This is a genomic window from Micromonospora sp. CNB394, from assembly GCF_000374985.1.
GTDB lineage: Bacteria > Actinomycetota > Actinomycetes > Mycobacteriales > Micromonosporaceae > Micromonospora > Micromonospora marina.
This window is the reverse complement of sequence record NZ_KB895856.1, coordinates 16,942-36,474: the sequence shown is the minus strand read 5'-3', so window position 1 is coordinate 36,474 and position 19,533 is coordinate 16,942. Positions and strand designations below refer to the sequence as shown.

Genomic DNA, 19,533 nt, shown 5'->3' with positions numbered 1-19,533 from the left:
GGGTGCCGCCTAGAACGGGATGTCGTCGTCGGAGGAGCCGGAGCCGACCACGGCGAACGGATCGGCGGCCTGGGTGATCGACCGTAGCGTCTCCGAGGGCGCGCGGCCCGCCTCCGAGACCCGGGTGGCCCACGCCGGGAACGGGAACTCCAGGCACAGCGGCACCGGGATGTCCGGCTGGTTGACGAACATGGTGCCGGGCTTGGCCAGCAGCGCCCGCTGCCGCTGGGCGGGCGGCAGGAAGCCGTACTCCGGGCGGGACGCCTCGGCCGGGTCGAGCCGGCCCACCACCCGGATCGCCGAGTTGGTGACGATCCGCCGCTCCACCTCGCTGGCGGTCTGCTGCGCGCCGACCAGGATCACGCCCAGCGAACGGCCCCGCTCGGCGATGTCGAGCAGCACCTCCTTGATCGGCGACGAACCCTCCCGCGGCGCGTACTTGTTCAGCTCGTCGAGCACGACGAACAGCAGCGGCTTGGCGGTGCCGGCCTTCTCCTTGCGCTCGAACTCGCTCTTGAGCGTCACGCCGACCACGAACCGCTGCGCGCGATCCGGCAGGTTGTGCAGGTCGACCACAGTCACCTGGGCGCTCTCCGCCGTGTTGATCGAGTGCGGGCGGCGGGTCGCCAGGTCACCACGGATCAACCGGCCCAGGTCCTTCTTGCTGCCGATCAGCCGGCGGGCGAACGCGTTCACGGTGCCCAGCCCGACCGCGCTGCCCGCCCACTCGCCGCGCGTCTCGTCGTCGTTGAGCTGCTCGACCACGTGGTCGACCAGATCGGCGTACGAGCCGAGCCGCACCCCGTCGATGCTCACCCCGCCGTCGGCGGGCTGGGCGTAGCGGGCCAGGTGCGCGGCCACCGAGTGGACCACCATCGTGTACTGCTGGCGCTCGTCGTCGGCGTCGGCGAACACGTACGGCAGCAGCCGGTCGGCGCAGAACTCGCTCAGCGTCCAGTAGAAGCTGTCCACCCCGGTGAGCCGGCTGCTCACATCCGGCGTGCCGGAGGAGTCGCCGACCCGGGGCGGGGCGTACACCCGCACGTCCGGGAAGGCGCCCGCGTCAAGGCCCAGCTTCGCGTACGCCGCCCGGGTCGGGTCGTCGAGCCGGGTGTTCGGGTGGTCGAGGAAGAGCAGGTCCTCGCCCTTCACGTTGAAGATCAGCGCCTTCGCGTTCACCGCGTCGCCGCCCAGCACGCCGGAGCGGAACACCGAGTAGAGCAGGAACGTGGCGAAGCTCGTCTTGGTCGCGACACCGGAGATGCCGGAGATCGACACGTGCGCGCCCCGGGTGCCGTCGAGGAAGTCGGCGTTGAGGTAGACCGGCACGCCGTCGCGGCCCATCCCCATCGGGATCCGCCGCTCCATCCGGTCGAAGTGCAGCGCCCGGGCCCGCGCGTCACCCTCGGCCCGGTGCACCACGGCACCCGGCGTGGGCGGCACGTAGAACTCCGGGTCGACCCGCGTGGTGGTCACCTCGGCGGCCTCCTGCACCTGCGCCGGCAGTGTGCCGTCGGCGATGGCGAAGACGTCGGAGTCGAACTGCGCCCCCTCGTGCCGGGCGCGCACCTGGGTCACCACCCCGGCGATCGTCACCGGCTCGCGGTCGGGCAGGTCGCGGCGGGTCACCACCACGTCGTCGAGTTGCAGGTAGCTGCCCGGCGCGACAGCCGTCCAGAAGGTGAGCGGGGTGGCGTCAGCGGTGCCGAGCACCCGGCCGACACCCTCGCCGGGCCCGTCGAGCTGATCGTCGGTCATCGGCGGTCTCCGGTCGGCTGGTCGTACCGTTGGCGGTGCACGTCGTGCATCCTGCCCGAGGGATGCGACAGGTTGCCACGCGACGCGGCGGACGCCACGTCACCCGTGCGCCGAACGGTAGCCACCCGAATCCGCCCGCTCACGATGCGTGCGTTTCCGCCACGTGCGCCCCTCCCGCCGCCCGGCGCCGTCACGCCGTCGCCGTGCCGCGCGCCGCGTCGCCAGCCGTGCCGTCGTGCCGCGCGCCGCATCGCCAGCCGCACCGCCGTGCCGCCAGCCGCACCGCCGTGCCGCCAGTCGCTGCCCGCCGGGTTGCGAGGTGTCCGCCCGGTGATCAAGCGGTGCCGTCAGGTGGTCCGAGGTGCTGCCCGGCGCCGTACGGTCGGGCCCGGCGGCTCGGTGGAACACCATGGGTGTCTCCGCGGGCCGATGACACCCATCGCGTTCCACCCATCGCCCGCCCACCGCGACCGCGCCGCTTCCCGTCCGTGCCCCTCCCGGCAGGCGGGAGCCGTGTCCCACCGGTCAGGACACCGCAGGAATCTTGGTAGGAAAGGGCCCCCATAGGGGCCGTCCGGTACCAAGATCTCGCGTGCCGCGTGCCGCGTGCCGCGTCAGGCGGCGGGGGCGGAGCCGGCGGGCGGTGTCTCGGCCAGGTCGCGGGCGTAACGCAGCATCAGCACCCCGTCGGCGGCGGCCAGCACATGGCGCAGCGGCAGGTGACGCGGGACGCTGGCGTCCCCGGCGGTGATCCGGCCCGGACCGGCGCCGGCGAGCAGCGGCGCCACCGTCAGGCACAGCTCGTCGACCAGGTCGGCCGCGGTGAGCGCGCCGAACAGGTGCGGGCCGCCCTCGCAGAGCAGCTGGTTCAGCCCGCGCCGGCGCAGCTCGGCCAGTCCGGCGACGAGATCGACCCGCCCGGCCCGCCCGCTGTCGTCGGCCCGCCCGGTGCCGCAGCGGACCACGTCGGCGACGTCGGTCAGCCCGGGCGGTGGGAGGGCGTCGGCGTGGGTGAGCACCACCGGCCGGACCGGCGCGTCGGCGAAGGCGGCCTGTGCCGGGTCGAGGTCGAGTGAGCCGGAGACGACCACCAGCGTCGGGAACTCGGCCAGTCCCTGCTCGCGGCGCCAGGCCCGGCGCTCCGGGCTCAGCCGGACCGCCCGGTAGCGCTCGTGCCGCAGCGTGCCGGCGGCCACCACGAGGCCGTCGCAGAGCATCCGCAGCAGCCCGAAGACCCGCTTGTCCGGCTCGCCGGACAGCCCGGCGGAGTAGCCGTCCAGAGTGACCGCGCCGTCGGCGCTGGCCACGAAGTTGACCCGCAGATGCGGGCCGGTGGTCCGGCAGTACAACGCGGTGAGCTGCGGATCGGTGAGCGCACCGGTGACGGGTGCGGGCCAGATCCGTTCGATCGGGGTTCCGACGCTCATTCGCCGGCCGGACCGGTGACCGGAGGGGTGGGTTCGGGGGTACGGTGCTGGCAGTCGCACCACTTCCGGCCAGGACAGTCGTCGTGCCGCCGTTCCCGGCAGGATCGGCAGATCATGCACCCAGCCTATGCCCAGGAAGGATGGGACGTCGTGTCGCGTCAAATCTTCCAGCTCATGGTGTCGTTGGCCGGCGTCCGGCCGCCGGTGTGGCGGCGGGTGCTGGTGCCCGGCGGCTACACGCTGGACCGGCTGCACCGGGTGATCCAGCACGCGATGGGCTGGCGCGACTGTCACCTGCACTCGTTCGACGTGGACGGCCGGCAGTACGGCGAGCCCGACCCGGACGGCGAACTGGCGCTGCGCGACGAGCTGGACGTCCGGCTGGACGCGCTCGTGGGCAAGGGCGACCGGTTCCGCTACACGTACGACTTCGGTGACTGGTGGGAGCACGACCTGGTGGTGGAGGACTGCTGCGCCGCCGACCCGGACGAGCGCTACCCGCTGTGCCTGGACGGGGAGCGGGCCTGCCCGCCGGAGGACGTGGGCGGCCCGGCCGGATACGCGGTTCTGCTGGCCGCGCTCGCCGACCCCGCACACCCGGAGCACGTGGCGATGCGGGAGTGGGTCGGCGCCGCGTTCGATCCGGCCGGGTTCGATCCCGGCCGCGCCACCGTCCTGTTGCGCCGCTGCTGTTGACCGGGCGACCCGCGCGCTGACCGAGCGACCCGCGCGCTGACCGAGCGACCTGCGCGCTGACTGAGCGACCCGTGCGCTGACCGGGCGACCGCCGCGCTGAGCGACCCGGGTGCTGAGCGAGCCACCCGTGTCGCTGACCCGGCGCCCCCCGCGCTGCTGATCGAAGCGACCGTCGCGCCGCTGGCCGAGCGGCCTTGGGCTGGGATCGGCCGCGGGCGCGGTAACGAAATGGGAACGCTCCCAGCGGTCTATTGACACGCCTGTCACCTCCCGGCAACCTCATGGGAGCGCTCCCGAGAGTGGTGCGGATCTCCCTCCTGCCCGCTCCGGCCCGCGCGACGCACCCCCCACCACACAGCAGATATCGCCTCACCACCGAAAGAGGGGTCTCGGATGAGCGTCCCAATCCGTCGTCGGCGCTTCGCGGCCATCGCGCTCGCGTCCGTCGTCGTGCTCGGCACCACCGCCGCCTGCGGCGACGACTCGGACAGCAGCGGCAGCGACGGCGGCCCGGTCACCCTGGTCGTCGACGTCTTCGGCGACCAGGGCTTCGGCTACGAAGAGCTGTACAAGCAGTACGAAGCGGAGCACCCGAACGTCAAGATCCAGGAGCGGGGCAAGGGCCTCGGCCTCGGTGACTACAACACCCGCCTCACCCAGCAGATCACCGCGGGCTCGGGCGCCGGCGACGTGGTGGCCCTGGAGGAGGGCACCATCGTCCAGTTCTACGCCCAGGCCGACAAGTTCGTGAACCTCGCCGACCACGGCGCGAACGACCTCAAGGGCAACTTCCTGCCGTGGAAGTGGGAGCAGGGCACCACCCCCGACGGCAAGGTGCTGGGCCTCGGCACCGACGTCGGCTCGATGGCGCTGTGCTACCGCAGCGACCTGTTCAAGGCCGCCGGGCTGCCCACCGACCGCGAGCAGGTCGGCGCGCTCTGGCCGACCTGGGACGAGTTCATCGCCGCCGGCCAGAAGTTCGCCGCGGCCGACAAGAGTCACAAGTTCGTCGACTCGGCGACCAACTTCTACAACGTGGTGCTGATGCAGGTCGCCGGCCAGGGCACCGGCTACACGTACTACGACAAGAGCAACAAGATGGTCATCGACCAGAACCCGGACGTGAAGACGGCGTACGACCTCACCACCAAGATGATCGCCGCCGGGCTGTCCAACAACCTCCAGTCGTTCTCGAACGAGTGGAACGCCGGCTTCAAGAACGGCACCTTCGCCACCATCGCCTGCCCCGCCTGGATGACCGGTGTCATCAAGGGCCAGGCCGGTGACGCGGCGGCCGGCAAGTGGGACATCGCCAAGGCGCCGGGCGCCGGTGGCAACTGGGGCGGCTCCTTCCTCGGCGTGCCGAAGTCGAGCAAGCACCAGAAGGAGGCCGCGGAGCTGGCCAAGTTCCTGACCAGCGCCAAGGGCCAGATCGGCGCGTACAAGGCGGTCGGCAACCTGCCCTCGAACCCGCAGGCGCTCACCGACCCGGCCGTGGCCGACTCGACAAACGACTACTTCAGCAAGGCCCCGGTCGGCAAGATCTTCGCCGCCGGTGCCACCGACCTGAAGCCGGTCTACCTCGGCCCGAAGAACAACGCGGTCCGCACCGCGGTGGAGAACAGCCTGCGCGCCGTGGAGCAGGGCAAGTCGGCCGACGAGCAGTGGCAGGCGGCCCTGAAGAACGGTGCGGCCGCCGGTAAGTGACCGGTTGAGCCGCCCGCGGGTGGCGTCGGCAGCCCAGGCTGCCGGCGCCACCCGCGGTGCCCGCAGAGTCCGGCGTCGCCCGTGTGGCGGGTGACGCCGGCTGAGGAGAAGGACTCCCCATGAGCCTCGACCTGCACGCCGCGGCGCCGCCCGAACCCGGCCCGCCGCGGGCCGCCCGTCACACGCGCAGCCGTGCCGCCTCACTGACGCGCCTGGACCTGAAGTACTCGCCGTACCTGTACGTCCTGCCGTTCTTCGTGATCTTCGCCGTGTTCGGCGTGTATCCGATCGCGTACACGGTCTGGATCGCGCTGACCGACCGGTCGCCGCTGAACTCGACGATCTCCTTCGTCGGGATGGACAACTTCGTCGAGCTGATCACCGAGGACCCGCAGTTCTGGAACGCGGTGGTCAACACGTTCGGCATGTTCCTGCTCTCCACGGTGCCCCAGCTGCTGCTGGCGCTGATGCTCGCCAACGCGCTGAACCGGAAGCTGCGCGCGCAGACGTTCTTCCGGATGGCCATCGCGATGCCGATCATCACCTCGACCGCCGTGGTCGCGCTGATCTTCTCGATGATCTACGCCAAGGACTTCGGCCTGGTCAACTGGCTGCTCGACAGCGTCGGCCTGGACCCGATCGACTGGCGGGCGAACCGCTTCGCCTCCTGGTTCGCCATCTCCACCATGGTCGACTGGCGCTGGGTCGGCTACAACGCGCTGATCTACCTGGCCGCCATGCAGTCGATCAGCAAGGACATGTACGAGGCCGCGGCGCTGGACGGCGCCTCCCGGCGGCGCCAGTTCTGGTCCATCACGGTGCCGCAGCTGCGCCCCACGATCATCTTCACGCTGATCATCTCCACCATCGGCGGCCTCCAGCTCTTCACCGAGCCCCTGCTGTTCACCAGCGGCTCGGGTGGTCTCTCCGGTGGTTCGGAGGGGCAGTTCCAGACCATCACGATGTACCTGCTCGACGTGATGAACCAGCGCTTCCGGTGGGGCTACGCCGGGGCGGTCGCGCTCGTGCTCTTCGTGCTCATCGCGTTGATGTCGGCGATCAACTACCTGCTCGCCCGCCGCATCAGCTCCGACAAGTGAGGTGACGAGATGACGACCACCGCGGTCCGTCCGCCCACCCGGCAGAGCCCGCCGGTGAAGACCGCCCACCGGGCCGAGCGGCTCTGGAAGGCCAGCCCGCTCACCATGATCGGCCTGATCTTCGGCGTGCTGCTGTCCCTGTTCCCGTTCTACTGGATGATCGTGATCGCCAGCCGGACGAACGACGCGGCCAACTCCTGGCCGCCGCCGTTCCTGCCCGGCGGCAACCTCGGCGAGAACATCGAGCGCGTGCTCGCCAACAGCGACGCCAACATCGTCAAGGGCCTGATGAACTCGTTCCTGGTCTCCGGGACGATCACCGTCGCGACCGTGTTCTTCGGCTCGCTGGCCGGCTTCGCGTTCGCCAAGCTGCGCTTTCGGGGCAAGAACGCGCTGCTGCTGATCATCCTCACCTCGATGATGGTGCCGATCCAGCTCGGCGTGCTGCCGCTCTACATCCTGATGGCGAAGCTCGACTGGCTGAACACGATGCCGTCGGTGACCGTCCCGTTCCTGATCGGCGGCTTCGGCATCTTCATGATGCGCCAGTACGCCGAGCAGGCGGTACCAAACGAGTTGATCGAGGCCGCCAGGGTCGACGGCTGCTCCACCTGGCGGGTGTACTGGCACGTGGTGGCACCCGCGCTGCGTCCGGCCGCCGCGGTGCTGGGCCTGCTGACCTTCATGGAGCAGTGGAACCAGTTCTTCTGGCCGTTCGTGGTGCTGGCGGACCCGTCCAACCCGACCGTCCAGATCTCGCTGCGCAGCCTCAACACCGCCTACTTCGCCGACAACTCGCAGATCTTCGCCGGTACGTTGATCGCGACCCTGCCCCTGTTCGTCGTGTTCGTTCTGTTCGGCCGCCAGATCATCGGCGGCATCATGGAAGGCGCCGTCAAGTCGTGAGCAACCCAGCAAGCCCGCCCGCCGTCGGCGTCCTCGACGCCGGTCCGGCCCTCTCCTTCCCGCCCGGCTTCCTCTGGGGCGCGGCCACCGCCGCCTACCAGATCGAGGGCGCGGCGACGGAGGGCGGCCGTGCCTCGTCGATCTGGGACACCTTCAGCCACACCGAGGGCCGGACGGTGGCCGGGCACAACGGCGACGTGGCGTGCGACCACTACCACCGGATGCCGGACGACGTGCGGCTGATGGCCGACCTGGGCCTGCGGTCGTACCGCTTCTCGGTGAGCTGGCCGCGGGTGCAGCCGGGCGGCACCGGCGGAGTCAACCAGGAGGGCATGGACTTCTACCGCCGGCTGGTCGACGAGCTGCTCGGCCACGGCATCGAGCCCTGGCTGACGCTCTACCACTGGGACCTGCCGCAGCCGCTGGAGGACGCGGGCGGCTGGCCGGCCCGGGACACCGCGGGCCGCTTCGCCGAGTACGCCCACCTGGTCGCCGAGGCGCTCGGTGACCGGGTGAAGTACTTCACCACGCTGAACGAGCCGTGGTGCTCGGCGTTCCTCGGCTACGGTTCCGGCGTGCACGCGCCGGGCCGCTCCGACGGCGCGGACGCGGTCCGGGCCGGGCACCACCTGATGCTCGGGCACGGCCTGGCGGTGCAGGCGGTCCGCGCGGCCCGCCCGGAGGCGCAGCTCGGCATCACGGTCAACCTGTACCCGGTGACCCCGGCGACCGGGTCGGCGGCGGACGCCGACGCGGCCCGCCGGATCGACGCGCTGGCGAACCGGTTCTTCCTCGACCCGGTGCTGCGCGGCGCGTACCCGGCGGACCTCGTCGCGGATCTGCGTCAGGTCACCGACATGGGGCACGTGCGCGACGGTGACCTGGCGACCATCTCCACGCCGCTGGACATGGTCGGGATCAACTACTACAGCCGGCACGTGGTGGCCGCGCCGGTCGAGGGCGCGGAGCCGGAGCCCTACTGGCGGGCGCCGTCCTGCTGGCCGGGCAGCGAGGACGTCCGGTTCGTCACCCGCGGTGTCCCGGTGACGGACATGGACTGGGAGATCGACGCCCCGGGTCTGGTGGAGACGCTGGAGCGGGTCCACCGGGAGTACACCGACCTGCCGCTCTACGTCACCGAGAACGGCTCGGCGTTCGTCGACGAACTCGTCGACGGCCGGGTGGACGACCCGGACCGGCTGGCCTACTTCGCCGCGCACCTGCGCGCGGCGCACGCCGCGATCGAGGCCGGCGTGCCGCTCAAGGGGTACTTCGCCTGGTCGCTCCTGGACAACTTCGAGTGGGCCTGGGGCTACACGAAGCGGTTCGGCATGGTCTATGTCGACTACGACAGCCAGGCCCGGATCGCGAAGTCCAGCGCCAGGTGGTACGCCGATGTGATCCGACGCAACGGTCTGCCCGCACAATAAGCTGGGCCAGCCAGTAACGGGCGGCCCGGCGCCGACGCCTCAGTCGGTGCCGGGCCCGTCCGACCGTCGGAGGAGCACAACGATGACAACGCAGCGCACCCGCTCGCTCGGGCGTCCGACCCTCGACGCGGTCGCGGCCCGCGCCGGCGTCGGGCGCGGCACGGTCTCCCGCGTGGTCAACGGCTCGCCGCAGGTCAGCCCGGAGGCCCGGGCCGCCGTCCAGCAGGCCATCGCCGAACTGGGGTACGTGCCGAACCGTGCCGCCCGTGCGCTGGTCACCCAGCGGACCGACTCGGTGGCCCTGGTGGTCTCCGAGTCGGGGGAGCGGGTCTTCACCGAGCCGTTCTTCGCGGCCATCGTCCGGGGCGTCAGCTCGGGGCTGGTGGAGACGCCGATGCAGCTCTGGCTGGCCATGGTGCAGTCACCGATCGAGCGGGAACGGGTCGAGCACCACCTGACCAACCAGCACGTGGACGGCGTACTCCTGCTGTCGCTGCACGACGCCGACCCGCTGCCCACGCTGCTGGAGGAGCGCGGCCTGCCGACGGTGCTCGGCGGCCGGCCGGCGCGGATGCTGCGCCCGAACGCGCAGCCGGCGTGGTTCGTCGACATGGACAACGTCGGCGGTGCGCGGCAGGCGGTGGAGCACCTGTTCCGCCGCGGTCGCCGGCGGGTCGCGACCATCGCGGGCCCTCAGGACATGGGCGCCGGCCTGGCCCGGCTCTCCGGCTACCAGGAGGCCGTCCGCGCGGCGGGCGGCCGGGTGGATCCGAGCCTGATCGCGTACGGGGACTTCAGCGAGGGCAGTGGTACCGCGGCCATGCGCCGGCTGCTCGACGCCTGCCCGGAACTGGACGCCGTGTTCGTGGCCTCCGACCTGATGGCCTTCGGCGCGTTGCGCGCGTTGCGTGAGGCCGGCCGCCGGGTGCCCGAGGACGTGGCGGTGATCGGCTTCGACGACGCCCCGATCGCGCGTCAGGCCGAGCCGCCGCTGACCACTGTGTTCCAGCCGGTGGAGGAGATGGGCCGGCAGATGGCCCGGCTGCTGGTGTCCCGTATCCGCGGCGACGAGGTGCCCTCCCCGCACGTGCTGCTGGACACCGAGCTGATCCACCGCGCCTCCGCCTGACCCGTCCGGCGGGGGAGCGGATCAGGACCAGCGGCGCAGCTCCCGGCGGGCCAGCGACGCGCGGTGCACCTCGTCCGGCCCGTCGGCCAGGCGCAGCGTGCGGGCCGCCGCCCACAGTTCGGCCAGCGGGGTGTCCTGGCTGACCCCGGCCCCGCCGTACGCCTGGATCGCCTTGTCGATCACCCACTCGGCCATCAGCGGCGTGGCGATCTTGATGGCCTGGATCTCGGTGTGCGCGCCCTTGTTGCCGACGGTGTCCATCAGCCACGCGGTCTTGAGCACCAGCAGGCGGGCCTGCTCGATGCGGACCCGTGACTCGGCGATCCACTCGCGGACCACGCCCTGCTCGGCGAGCGGGCGGCCGAACGCGATCCGGTCGAGCACGCGCCGGCAGAGCAGCTCCAGGGCCCGTTCGGCCATGCCGATCAGGCGCATGCAGTGGTGGATCCGGCCGGGGCCGAGCCGGGCCTGGGCGATGGCGAACCCGGTGCCCTCCTCGCCGACCAGGTTGTCGACCGGTACCCGGACGTCGCAGAAGTCGATCTCGGCGTGGCCGCCGTGCGGGGCGTCGCTGTAGCCGAAGACCCGCATCCCGCGGCGTACCGTCACGCCTGGGGTGTCCCGGGGGACCAGGATCATGCTCTGCTGGCGGTGCCGGTCGGCATCCGGGTCGGTCTTGCCCATCACGATGAGGATCTCGCAGCGCGGATCCATCGCCCCGGACGACCACCACTTGCGCCCGTTGATCACGTAGTGGTCGCCGTCGCGGGTGATCCGGGTGGCGATGTTCGTCGCGTCCGAGGACGCCACCTCCGGCTCGGTCATGCAGAACGCGGACCGGATCTCACCGGCGAGCAGCGGCATGAGCCACTGCTTGCGCTGCTCCTCCGAGCCGAACTCGGCCAGCAGCTCCATGTTGCCGGTGTCCGGCGCGGCGCAGTTGAGCGCCTCCGGGGCCAGGTGCGGGCTGCGGCCGGTCAGCTCGGCCAGCGGTGCGTACTGGAGGTTGGTCAGCCCGGCGCCGTAGCGGGCGTCGGGCAGGAACAGGTTCCACAGTCCGCGCTCCCGCGCCTGCGCCTTCAGCTCCTCCATCACCGGCGGGCGGGCCCACGGGTCGCCGGCCGCGAGCACCTGCTCGTGGTGCACCGGCTCGGCCGGGTACACGCACTCGGTGAGGAACGCCTCCAGCCGTTGCCGTAGCTCGATCGTCCGGTCGTCGTACGCGAACTCCATCTAGCTCTCCCTCACCGCGCGCAGCCCGTGCGCCACGAGCGGCGCCACCAGGTCGCCGATCCGGTCGAAACCCTCGCCCAGCGTCTGCCCGAGCGTGTGCCGGTAGTGGATGCCCTCGCAGATGACCGCGAGCTTGAAGCAGCCGAGCGCCACGTGCCAGTGCAGCGGGCCGACGTCGACGTCGCTGCGCCCGGCGTACCGCTCGATCAGGTCGGCGCCGGTCGGGAACCCGGCGCGCGGCCCGATGCCGTCGGCCACCGGGTTGCCGTCGCCGAGCACGTCCCAGTACGTCAGCAGCAGCCCGAGGTCGGCCAGCGGGTCGCCGAGCGTGGCCATCTCCCAGTCGAGCACGGCCCGTACCGTCATCGGGTCGACGGTGGCGAGCAGGTTGTCCAGCCGGTAGTCGCCGTGCACGATCCGGCCCGCGTTCGCGCCCTCGGGCACGCTGGCGGCCAGCGCGTCGCGCAGCTCGTCGATGCCGGGCAGCGCCCGGCTGCGGGATCGGTCGAGCTGGCCGGCCCAGCGGCGTACCTGCCGGGCCAGGTAGCCCTCCGGGCGGCCGAAGTCGGCCAGCCCCACCTCGGCCGGTTCGACCCGGTGCAGCGTGGCGAGCGTGTCCATCATCGCCAGGGCGAGGTCGCGCCGCTGCGCCGCGGTGAGCGCATCGGTCTGCTCCCGCCGCCGGTAGACCTCGCCGTCGACCTTCGCCATCAGGTAGAACGGCGCGCCGATGACGCTCTCGTCGGCGCAGAGCAGCAGCGGCTCCGGCACGGGTACGCCGGTCGGCGCGAGCGCCGAGATCACCCGGTGCTCCCGGGCCATGTCGTGCGCGGTGGCCAGGACGTGTCCGAGTGGTGGCCGGCGCAGCACGACCTCGCGGTCACCGGCGCGCAGCAGGTAGGTGAGGTTGGACTTGCCGCCGGCGATCAGCCGCGCCGACAGCGGCCCGCTCAGGTCCGGCCGGTGGACGGCCAGGTGGGCGGCGAGCCGGTCGAGGTCGAGCCCGCGCGGGGCCGGACCGGTCGAGGGCACGGCGACGTCGGCGGCCGGATTGGTCATCCGATTAGTTGATGGCAGCTCAGCTTTGTTGTCAAGGTCGGGGTTTTCCCGGCGGGACATGCCCCTGCAACAGGGGCGAAATGGTCAACCGGCAGGCTGGGCCCCAGCCTGCCGGCCGCTCGGTCGGCCCGCCCAGCGGAGGGGATCAGACATGCTGCTGAGAGTTCGGGTGACTCTGCCGGACCGTCCGGGCACGCTCGGCCAGGTGGCCCGGACACTCGGCGTCTCCGGCGCGGACATCGTGCAGGTGGTGGTGCTGGAACGGCTCGGCGGCCGGGCGGTGGACGACTTCACTGTGGTGTGGCCGGGTGCGGCGCGGGTGGAGCGGATGCTCGCCGGACTGGCAGCGATCCCGGGCGTCCGGGTGGACGGCGTGTGGCGGGCGATCGGCGCGCCCACCACCACCGGTCAGGACGCCGAACTGCTCGCCCAGGTGGCGGCGAACCCGGTCGACGGGGCGGCCACGCTGGTCGACGCGGTGCCGGGGCTGCTCGCCGCGGACTGGGCGGTGGTCGCCGTCGTACCACTGGACTGGGCTTCGCGCAGCGGCGAGGCCGGCGTGGCCGCGATCGGGCACGCGAGCTGGCGGGCGCCGTCCCCGCCGCGGCTGCCGGAGGTGACCCCGCTGCGGGCGCGCGCCATGACCAGCCCGGACGGGCACCACTACGCGGTGGCGCCGTTCGGGCGGGCCGGGCTGGTGCTCGTGGTCGCCCGCGACCACAGCGAGCCGCTCGCCGCCGCCGGGTTCCACTCCACCGAGGTGGACCGGCTCGCCCAGCTCGTCCGCGCCAGCGCGGTGATCCTCGGCGACCGGCTGGACCTGGTCGGCGCGCCGCCCGTGACCACCGTCACCTGACAGGACGGCCCCGCGTCACTCCGGGGCAACGGGACCGCAACAGGCAGACGGCATGGTCGGTGCTGAGGAAGGGAGACAACCATGGCGCTGTGGCGGATCCGAGCCACCGTGGACGACCGGCCGGGCTACCTGTCGGTGCTCACGGCGAGCCTCGCGTTGCGCGGGGTCAACATCCTCAGCGTGCAGGTGCACACCACCGAGGCCGGCGCGGTCGACGACTTTCTGGTCGACGCGCCTGAGCAGGTGACCGAGGCGGAGCTGTGGGCCGCCGTGGAGCGGGGCCGGGGACGGGACTGCTGGATCGCGCGCAGCGGGGCGCGCGGGCTGGCCGACGAGCCGACCCGGCTGCTCGGGCTCGCCGGGCGGCTGGTCCGCGACCCGGAGGCGACCGGGGAGGTGCTACGGACGCTGCTGGGCGCCGACACGGTGACCTGGCGTCCGACACCCGCCGCCTCGCCGGGCGGGGTGGGCGGCACGACGATGGTGCTCACCGACCCGGCCGGCGGCGCCCACGAGCTGCACCGCCGGGAGCCCAGCTTCACCCCGGCCGAGTACGCCCGTGCCCAGGCCCTGGTCGAGCTGGCGGCGACGCTGGCCCGGCGGGACGCCGACCGGGTCACGCTGGTGCTGCCGGACGGCGGCGAGGTGTCGGTGCGGGCCGCGACCGCCGAGGACGTGCCCGCCGTACGCGACCTGCACGTCGCCTGCTCGGCGCGCAGCCGGCAGCGGCGCTACCTGAGCGGGGCGGCGGACCCGTCGCCGGCCCGGCTGCGGCGGCTGCTGGAGCCGGCCCGGGGCGTGACCCTGCTCGCCACGGCGGGCTCCGGCGGGGCGGCGGAGCCGGTCGTGGCGATGGCGAACCTGCTCGGCGAGGGCGACGAGGCGGAGGCGGCGCTGCTGGTACGCGACGACTGGCAGCGCCGGGGCCTCGGTTCGGCGCTGCTGCGCCGCCTGATCGGCCACGCCGACCGGGCCGGGTACGCCGCCGTGCTGCTGCACGTGCAGTCGGAGAACACGGCGATGCTGCGGACGCTGCGCCGGCTGGACCGGCCGGTGGCGATGGAGCGCGACGGCAGTGTGCTGACCGCGGCGCTGCCGCTGTCCCCACGGCCGGCCGCGCGGGACGGGGCGATCATGCCGGCGCAGCGGCCGAGGTGAGCTGACGGCCGCCGGCCGGACCCCGCGGGTGCGCCGCAACGGCGCGGCGCAACCCGAGGGGTACGGGCCCGGCGGCCGGAACCGGCGCGGTCACGCGCCACAGGGGCCGGCCTCCGATACGGGGGACGGTGACACGGCGGGGCTCCCGATGCGGGGGCCCCGCCCGTCTGTGCGCGATCAGGTGGCCGGGTAGCTGCTGTAGTCGGGGAAGTTGCCGTAGAGCCGGCCGTCGCCGCCCACAGTGACCGCCTGCACGAGCAGGTCGCCGCCGACGAACGCGCCCTTCCAGGACGCGCCCCGGCCGCCGAACGGCTCGTCCCGGTCGCCCCGGGACCGCGGCTTGTTGATGCCCACCTTGAACGCCTGCAGGTCCACCGCCAGCTTGCCGGCGAACTCCTCGTCGTCGCACGCGAGGGACGCGACGAGCGCGCCGTTGGAGGCGTTCATCTGGGCCAGCAGCTCGTCGGTGGTGTCCACCACGACGATCGTGTCGACCGGGCCGAACGGCTCGGCGTGCATGAGGCGGGACCGGCCGGGCGGGGCCAGCAGCACGGCCGGGGCGACGTACGCGGAGGTGTCCTGCCCGTCCAGGAACGGCGCGCCGTCCAGCTTGCCGCGGTGCAGCGGCACGGCGCCGCCGCGTACCGCCTCGTCGACCTTGCGCCGCAGCTCCCCGGCCTTGGCGGCGCTGATCAACGGCCCGAAGTCCAGCTCGGGCAGCGGGTCGCCGGCCGACCAGTCGTCACCGACGGCGAGCGGGTGGCCGAATCGGATCGAACGGACCACGGGGAGGTACATGTCGAGGAACTCGTCGACCAGGTCGCGCTGGACCACGAACCGGGGGTACGCGGTGCAGCGCTGCTTGCCGTACTCGAAGCCCTTGCGCAGGTGCGCGGCGAGCGAGTCCCACTGGGAGAAGTTCCAGATGCCCCAGGCGTTGAGGCCCTCCTGCTCGATGAAGTGCCGCTTGTCGCAGTCGAGCAGCGCGGCGGCCACCTTGCCGCCGTTGGAGCGCCCGCCGACGAACGCCACCGCGCCGATCTCCGGCGCCCGGACGAGCACCTCGGACAGCTCCTCGCCGCTGCCGGACAGCAGCGTGGCGGGCAGCCCGGCGCGGCGCATCAGCGCGTGCGCGACGGTGAGGCAGACCGCGCCGCCCTGCGACGGGGTCTTGGCGATCACCGCGTTGCCGGCGAGCAGCTGCACCAGCTCGGCGTGCACCAGCACGCTCATCGGGTAGTTCCAGGAGGCGATGTTGCTGACCGGGCCGGGCAGCGGCTCCCGCCCGTCGGCGAGCATCCGCTCGATCTCCTGCACGTACCAGCGCACGCCGTCCAGCGCCCGGTCCACGTCGGCGCAGGCCAGCCGCCACGGCTTGCCGATCTCCCAGACCAGCAGCAGAGCCAGTAGGTCGCGGTGCCCGGTGAGCGCGTCGAGCGCGTCGGTGACCCGGGCGATGCGCTCGGCCAACGGGGTCTGCGCCCACTCCCGGTGCGCGCGGGCGGCGTGGGCCACGGCGGCGCGGGCCGTGTCGGCGTCGAGCCGGGCCAGGTGGGCCAGCACTGTGGCGTCCACCGGGGTGCGTACCGCGGTGGGCGTGCCGAGCGCGCGCCAGTCGCCCTGGACGAGGTTGTGCAGGGTGGTGGTGCCGTCGGGACCGGTGCCGAACGCCTCGGGCGTGGCGGCCACCGCCCGGGCGAGCGTGTCGGACCAGGAGGTGCCCTCGGCGAGTCGTCGAGCCATCGCGATCTCCTCAGTGTCGTCCGGGGAGCGGCGGCATCGACGGCACCGCAGGTGAGGCGTAACTGTCCCGCGGGGCCGAACGGCCGGGCAACAGTACGTTCGTATGCCAGGACGGCCGAGCCGTCGCCGACGCCCTCGAAGGCGCGTTCACGACCGCGGCAAGCTCGTTGAGCTGGGACATGACGCCCCAGGCATCGGCCTCAGTCGATTATGTGATCCAGCTCCCGATGGTCGCCCGGGTGCCCCGGGTCGGCGCGGTCTTCCGCTGTGGTGAACGGCGCATTACATTGTCGGTTGTCCATGGGAGCGCTCCCGGGCCTCCTGTGGACACCCCACCACCACCGCCACGCGGCAGCCGGAGCCCGAACCCGTTTCCGCTCCGGCTGCCGCCCGGCACCAGCCACAGGAGCTCGCCATGCCCCGTCCGATCCCGCCGCCCGGAGGCCGGTCCCGGCTCCGCCGGCTGTTCGCCACCGGCGCCGCGCTGGCCGTCGGCCTGGCCGCGGCCGTCGCCGCCCCGACACCCGCGTCCGTCTCCGCCGCACCGGCCGCACCCGCGTTCAACTACGCGGAGGCGTTGCAGAAGTCGCTGTTCTTCTACGAGGCGCAGCAGTCGGGTCGCAAGCCCTCCTGGAACCGGGTCTCCTGGCGGGGCGACTCGGCGCTCACCGACGGCGCCGACGTCGGCGTCGACCTCACCGGCGGCTGGTACGACGCCGGCGACCACGTGAAGTTCGGCTTCCCGATGGCGTTCAGCGCCACCATGCTGGCGTGGGGCGCGGTCGAGTACCGCGACGGGTACGCCGCCTCCGGCCAGCTCACCCACCTGCTGAACAACCTGCGCTTCGTCAACGACTACTTCGTCAAGGCGCACCCGGCCCCGAACGTCCTCTACGGGCAGGTCGGCAAGGGCGACGACGACCACAAGTGGTGGGGTCCGGCCGAGGTGATGCCGATGGCGCGGCCCGCGTACAAGATCGATGCGAGCTGTGGCGGCGCGGACCTGGCGGGGGAGACGGCGGCCGCGATGGCCGCCTCCTCCATGGTGTTCCGGCCCACCGACGCGGCCTACGCGGACAAGCTGCTCGGCCACGCCAGGCAGCTCTACACGTTCGCCGACACCGTGCGGAAGAACTACCACGAGTGCATCACCGACGCGACGAGCTTCTACCGGTCGTGGAGCGGCTACCAGGACGAACTGGTGTGGGGCGCGATCTGGCTGTACCGGGCCACCGGCGACACCGCCTACCTGGCCAAGGCCGAGAGCGAGTACGACAAGCTCGGCACCGAGCCGCAGTCCACCACCCGCTCCTACAAGTGGACCATCGCCTGGGACAACAAGCAGTTCGGCGCGTACGTGCTGCTGGCGAACCTGACCGGAAAGCAGCGCTACGTCGACGACGCCAACCGGTGGCTCGACTACTGGACGGTGGGCGTCAACGGGCAGCGGGTGCCGTACTCGCCCGGCGGGATGGCGGTGCTCGACTCCTGGGGCGCGCTGCGGTACGCCTCCAACACCGCGTTCGCCGCGCTCGTCTACAGCGACAGAACCACCGACGCCACGCGTAAGGCGCGCTACCACGACTTCGCCGTCCGGCAGATCAACTACGCGCTGGGCGACAACCCGCGCAACTCCAGCTACCAGATCGGCTTCGGCGCCAACTCGCCGCGCAACCCGCACCACCGCACCGCACACGGCTCCTGGTGGGACAGCCAGACCGTGCCCACCGAGACCCGGCACGTGCTCCACGGCGCCCTGGTCGGCGGCCCGTCGGCGGCCAACGACGCGTACACCGACAGCCGGTCGGACTACGTGATGAACGAGGTGGCCACCGACTACAACGCCGGCTTCACCTCCGCGCTGGCCCGGCTGACGAACGAGTACGGCGGCAGCCCGCTCGCCGGCTTCCCGGTCGCCGAGACGCCCGACCTGGACGAGCTGACCGTGGAGACCACTGTGATGCAGGCCGAGCCGCGCGCCACCGGGCTCAAGGCGGTCATCTACAACAAGTCGGCGTTCCCGGCCCGGGCGCTGACCACCGGCAAGTTCCGGTACTTCTTCCGGCCCGACGGCACCGGCCCGGTGACGGTCACGCCCGGATACACCCAGGGCTGCCCCTCCCCGTCGACCGCGAAGCAGTTCTCCGGCGACATCTGGTACGTCGAGGTCGACTGCACCGGCCACACCATCGCGCCCGCCGGGCAGTCGCAGCACCGGATGGAGGTCCAGTTCAAGATCGGGGTGCCGGAGGGCGGCACCTGGGATCCGGCGAACGACCCGTCGTACCAGGCCACCGCCGGGCCGAACCGGAAGGTGCCGCTCTACTCCGGCGGCGTACGCGTCTGGGGCGAGGAGCCCGGACCGGCCACCCCGGACACCACCGCGCCGACCGCGCCCGGCACGCCCGCCGCGTCCGCCGTTACGTCGAGCGGGCTCACGCTGACCTGGGCCGCCTCCACGGACACCGGCGGCAGCGGCCTGGCCGGCTACGAGGTGACCCGTACCTCGGCCGGGGCCGACCCGGTCGTCACCGTCTCGGCCGGCACCACCCTGGCCGTGACCGGGTTGGCGCCGGTGCGGACGTACCAGTTCACCGTGCGGGCGCTCGACGGCGCCGGCAACCGGTCCGCGTCGTCGGCTGCGGTGAGCGTCACGACGCCGGCCGCCCCGGCGCCGGACACCACCGCGCCGACCGCGCCCGGCACGCCGACTGCCTCGGCGGTCGGCCCGACCGGCCTGACCCTGACCTGGGGCCCGTCCACCGACGCGGTGGGCGTGACCGGGTACCGGGTCTACCGGGGCGGGAACGTCCTGGTCGGTACCGCCACCGGCACCACGCTGGCGGTGACCGGGCTGACCGCCTCCACCGCGTACACCTTCACGGTGGTGGCGGTGGACGCGGCCGGCAACGTCTCACCGGCGTCGCCCGGCGTCACGGTGACCACCACGGCCCCGCCGGCCGGCGGCGGCTGTGCGGTGACCTGGACGGCGAACACCTGGGACACCGGGTTCACCGCGAACATCACGGTCACCAACACCGGCACCACGGCGATCAACGGCTGGACGCTCGCGTTCACGTTCGGCAGCAGCGGGCAGAAGGCCGGGCAGGCCTGGTCGGCGAACGTGAACCAGACCGGCGCGGCGGTGACCGCGTCGAACCTGTCCTACAACCGGACGCTGGCGCCGGGGGCGTCGACGAGCTTCGGCTTCAACGGCACCCACACCGGCACCAACCCGAAGCCCACCTCCTTCACGCTGAACGGCTCCGCCTGCACGACGTCGTAGCCGGTCCCTAGCTGATCTTGGCGAGTTGTCGTTCACCGTGAACGA

At 72.5% G+C, this 19,533-nt stretch carries 14 protein-coding genes; 9 read left to right on the top strand and 5 right to left on the bottom strand.

All coding sequences use genetic code 11. The features are described from left to right. Positions 1-9 precede the first annotated feature (9 nt). A complete protein-coding gene (locus C569_RS0125000; RefSeq protein ID WP_018788475.1) occupies positions 10-1,758 on the bottom strand; it encodes an ATP-binding protein in 1,749 nt (582 codons plus the stop codon). 614 nt (positions 1,759-2,372) lie between these two features. Beyond that, positions 2,373-3,185, bottom strand: a complete 813-nt coding sequence (locus C569_RS0124995) for a pyrimidine reductase family protein (RefSeq protein WP_018788474.1) — start codon at positions 3,183-3,185, stop codon at positions 2,373-2,375. A 150-nt stretch (positions 3,186-3,335) separates the two neighbouring features. Here C569_RS0124995 and C569_RS0124990 point away from each other — a divergent pair, with 150 nt between their 5' ends. The 6 genes from C569_RS0124990 to C569_RS0124965 all read left to right on the top strand — a co-directional run bounded on the left by C569_RS0124990 (position 3,336) and on the right by C569_RS0124965 (position 10,153). Continuing rightward, on the top strand, positions 3,336-3,881 hold the full coding sequence (locus C569_RS0124990; RefSeq protein ID WP_026268613.1) for a plasmid pRiA4b ORF-3 family protein: 546 nt from the start codon (positions 3,336-3,338) through the stop codon (positions 3,879-3,881). A gap of 393 nt (positions 3,882-4,274) precedes the next feature. Next, the gene (locus tag C569_RS0124985; protein ID WP_018788472.1) at positions 4,275-5,588 is read left to right on the top strand and encodes an ABC transporter substrate-binding protein; all 1,314 of its coding nucleotides are present in this window, start codon (positions 4,275-4,277) and stop codon (positions 5,586-5,588) included. Between the two features lie 119 nt (positions 5,589-5,707). Next, positions 5,708-6,688: a carbohydrate ABC transporter permease gene (locus tag C569_RS0124980; RefSeq protein ID WP_018788471.1), complete on the top strand. Its 981-nt coding sequence runs from the start codon at positions 5,708-5,710 to the stop codon at positions 6,686-6,688. Positions 6,689-6,793: 105 nt separating this feature from the next. Next, positions 6,794-7,594 carry a carbohydrate ABC transporter permease gene (locus C569_RS0124975; protein ID WP_196806780.1) on the top strand — a complete coding sequence of 267 codons (801 nt, stop codon included), beginning with the start codon at positions 6,794-6,796 and terminating at the stop codon, positions 7,592-7,594. After that, positions 7,591-9,024: a GH1 family beta-glucosidase gene (locus C569_RS0124970; protein WP_018788469.1), complete on the top strand. Its 1,434-nt coding sequence runs from the start codon at positions 7,591-7,593 to the stop codon at positions 9,022-9,024. The genes C569_RS0124975 and C569_RS0124970 overlap by 4 nt, the downstream gene beginning before the upstream one ends. Positions 9,025-9,106: 82 nt before the next feature. Further along, positions 9,107-10,153, top strand: coding sequence for a LacI family DNA-binding transcriptional regulator (locus C569_RS0124965; protein ID WP_018788468.1), 1,047 nt, complete (start codon positions 9,107-9,109; stop codon positions 10,151-10,153). 21 nt (positions 10,154-10,174) lie between these two features. Here C569_RS0124965 and C569_RS0124960 read toward each other — a convergent pair whose 3' ends face one another. Then, entirely contained in the window at positions 10,175-11,386 is a 1,212-nt protein-coding gene (locus tag C569_RS0124960; protein WP_018788467.1) for an acyl-CoA dehydrogenase family protein, read from the bottom strand. Continuing rightward, a complete protein-coding gene (locus tag C569_RS0124955; RefSeq protein ID WP_018788466.1) occupies positions 11,387-12,445 on the bottom strand; it encodes a phosphotransferase family protein in 1,059 nt (352 codons plus the stop codon). A 151-nt stretch (positions 12,446-12,596) separates the two neighbouring features. On the opposite strand from C569_RS0124955, the gene C569_RS0124950 reads away from it, so the two are divergent. Both C569_RS0124950 and C569_RS0124945 read left to right on the top strand, forming a co-directional pair. Then, positions 12,597-13,301: an amino acid-binding protein gene (locus C569_RS0124950; RefSeq protein WP_026268611.1), complete on the top strand. Its 705-nt coding sequence runs from the start codon at positions 12,597-12,599 to the stop codon at positions 13,299-13,301. A gap of 81 nt (positions 13,302-13,382) precedes the next feature. Then, positions 13,383-14,459: a GNAT family N-acetyltransferase gene (locus C569_RS0124945; RefSeq protein WP_018788464.1), complete on the top strand. Its 1,077-nt coding sequence runs from the start codon at positions 13,383-13,385 to the stop codon at positions 14,457-14,459. A gap of 177 nt (positions 14,460-14,636) precedes the next feature. Here C569_RS0124945 and C569_RS0124940 read toward each other — a convergent pair whose 3' ends face one another. Continuing rightward, a complete protein-coding gene (locus tag C569_RS0124940; protein WP_018788463.1) occupies positions 14,637-16,202 on the bottom strand; it encodes an aldehyde dehydrogenase family protein in 1,566 nt (521 codons plus the stop codon). 415 nt (positions 16,203-16,617) lie between these two features. On the opposite strand from C569_RS0124940, the gene C569_RS0124935 reads away from it, so the two are divergent. Further along, on the top strand, positions 16,618-19,488 hold the full coding sequence (locus tag C569_RS0124935) for a glycoside hydrolase family 9 protein (protein WP_018788462.1): 2,871 nt from the start codon (positions 16,618-16,620) through the stop codon (positions 19,486-19,488). The last annotated feature ends 45 nt before the right edge of the window (positions 19,489-19,533 follow it).

Bases quoted from the DNA above. Each gene is read 5' to 3' on its own strand.
- C569_RS0124995 (WP_018788474.1), bottom strand. From the start codon at position 3,185: ATGAGCGTCGGAACCCCGATCGAACGGATCTGGCCCGCACCCGTCACC.
- C569_RS0124965 (WP_018788468.1), top strand. From the start codon at position 9,107: ATGACAACGCAGCGCACCCGCTCGCTCGGGCGTCCGACCCTCGACGCG.
- C569_RS0124980 (WP_018788471.1), top strand. From the start codon at position 5,708: ATGAGCCTCGACCTGCACGCCGCGGCGCCGCCCGAACCCGGCCCGCCG.
- C569_RS0124985 (WP_018788472.1), top strand. From the start codon at position 4,275: ATGAGCGTCCCAATCCGTCGTCGGCGCTTCGCGGCCATCGCGCTCGCG.
- C569_RS0124935 (WP_018788462.1), top strand. From the start codon at position 16,618: ATGCCCCGTCCGATCCCGCCGCCCGGAGGCCGGTCCCGGCTCCGCCGG.
- C569_RS0124960 (WP_018788467.1), bottom strand. From the start codon at position 11,386: ATGGAGTTCGCGTACGACGACCGGACGATCGAGCTACGGCAACGGCTG.
- C569_RS0124950 (WP_026268611.1), top strand. From the start codon at position 12,597: ATGCTGCTGAGAGTTCGGGTGACTCTGCCGGACCGTCCGGGCACGCTC.
- C569_RS0124955 (WP_018788466.1), bottom strand. From the start codon at position 12,445: ATGACCAATCCGGCCGCCGACGTCGCCGTGCCCTCGACCGGTCCGGCC.
- C569_RS0124975 (WP_196806780.1), top strand. From the start codon at position 6,794: ATGATCGGCCTGATCTTCGGCGTGCTGCTGTCCCTGTTCCCGTTCTAC.
- C569_RS0125000 (WP_018788475.1), bottom strand. From the start codon at position 1,758: ATGACCGACGATCAGCTCGACGGGCCCGGCGAGGGTGTCGGCCGGGTG.
- C569_RS0124940 (WP_018788463.1), bottom strand. From the start codon at position 16,202: ATGGCTCGACGACTCGCCGAGGGCACCTCCTGGTCCGACACGCTCGCC.
- C569_RS0124945 (WP_018788464.1), top strand. From the start codon at position 13,383: ATGGCGCTGTGGCGGATCCGAGCCACCGTGGACGACCGGCCGGGCTAC.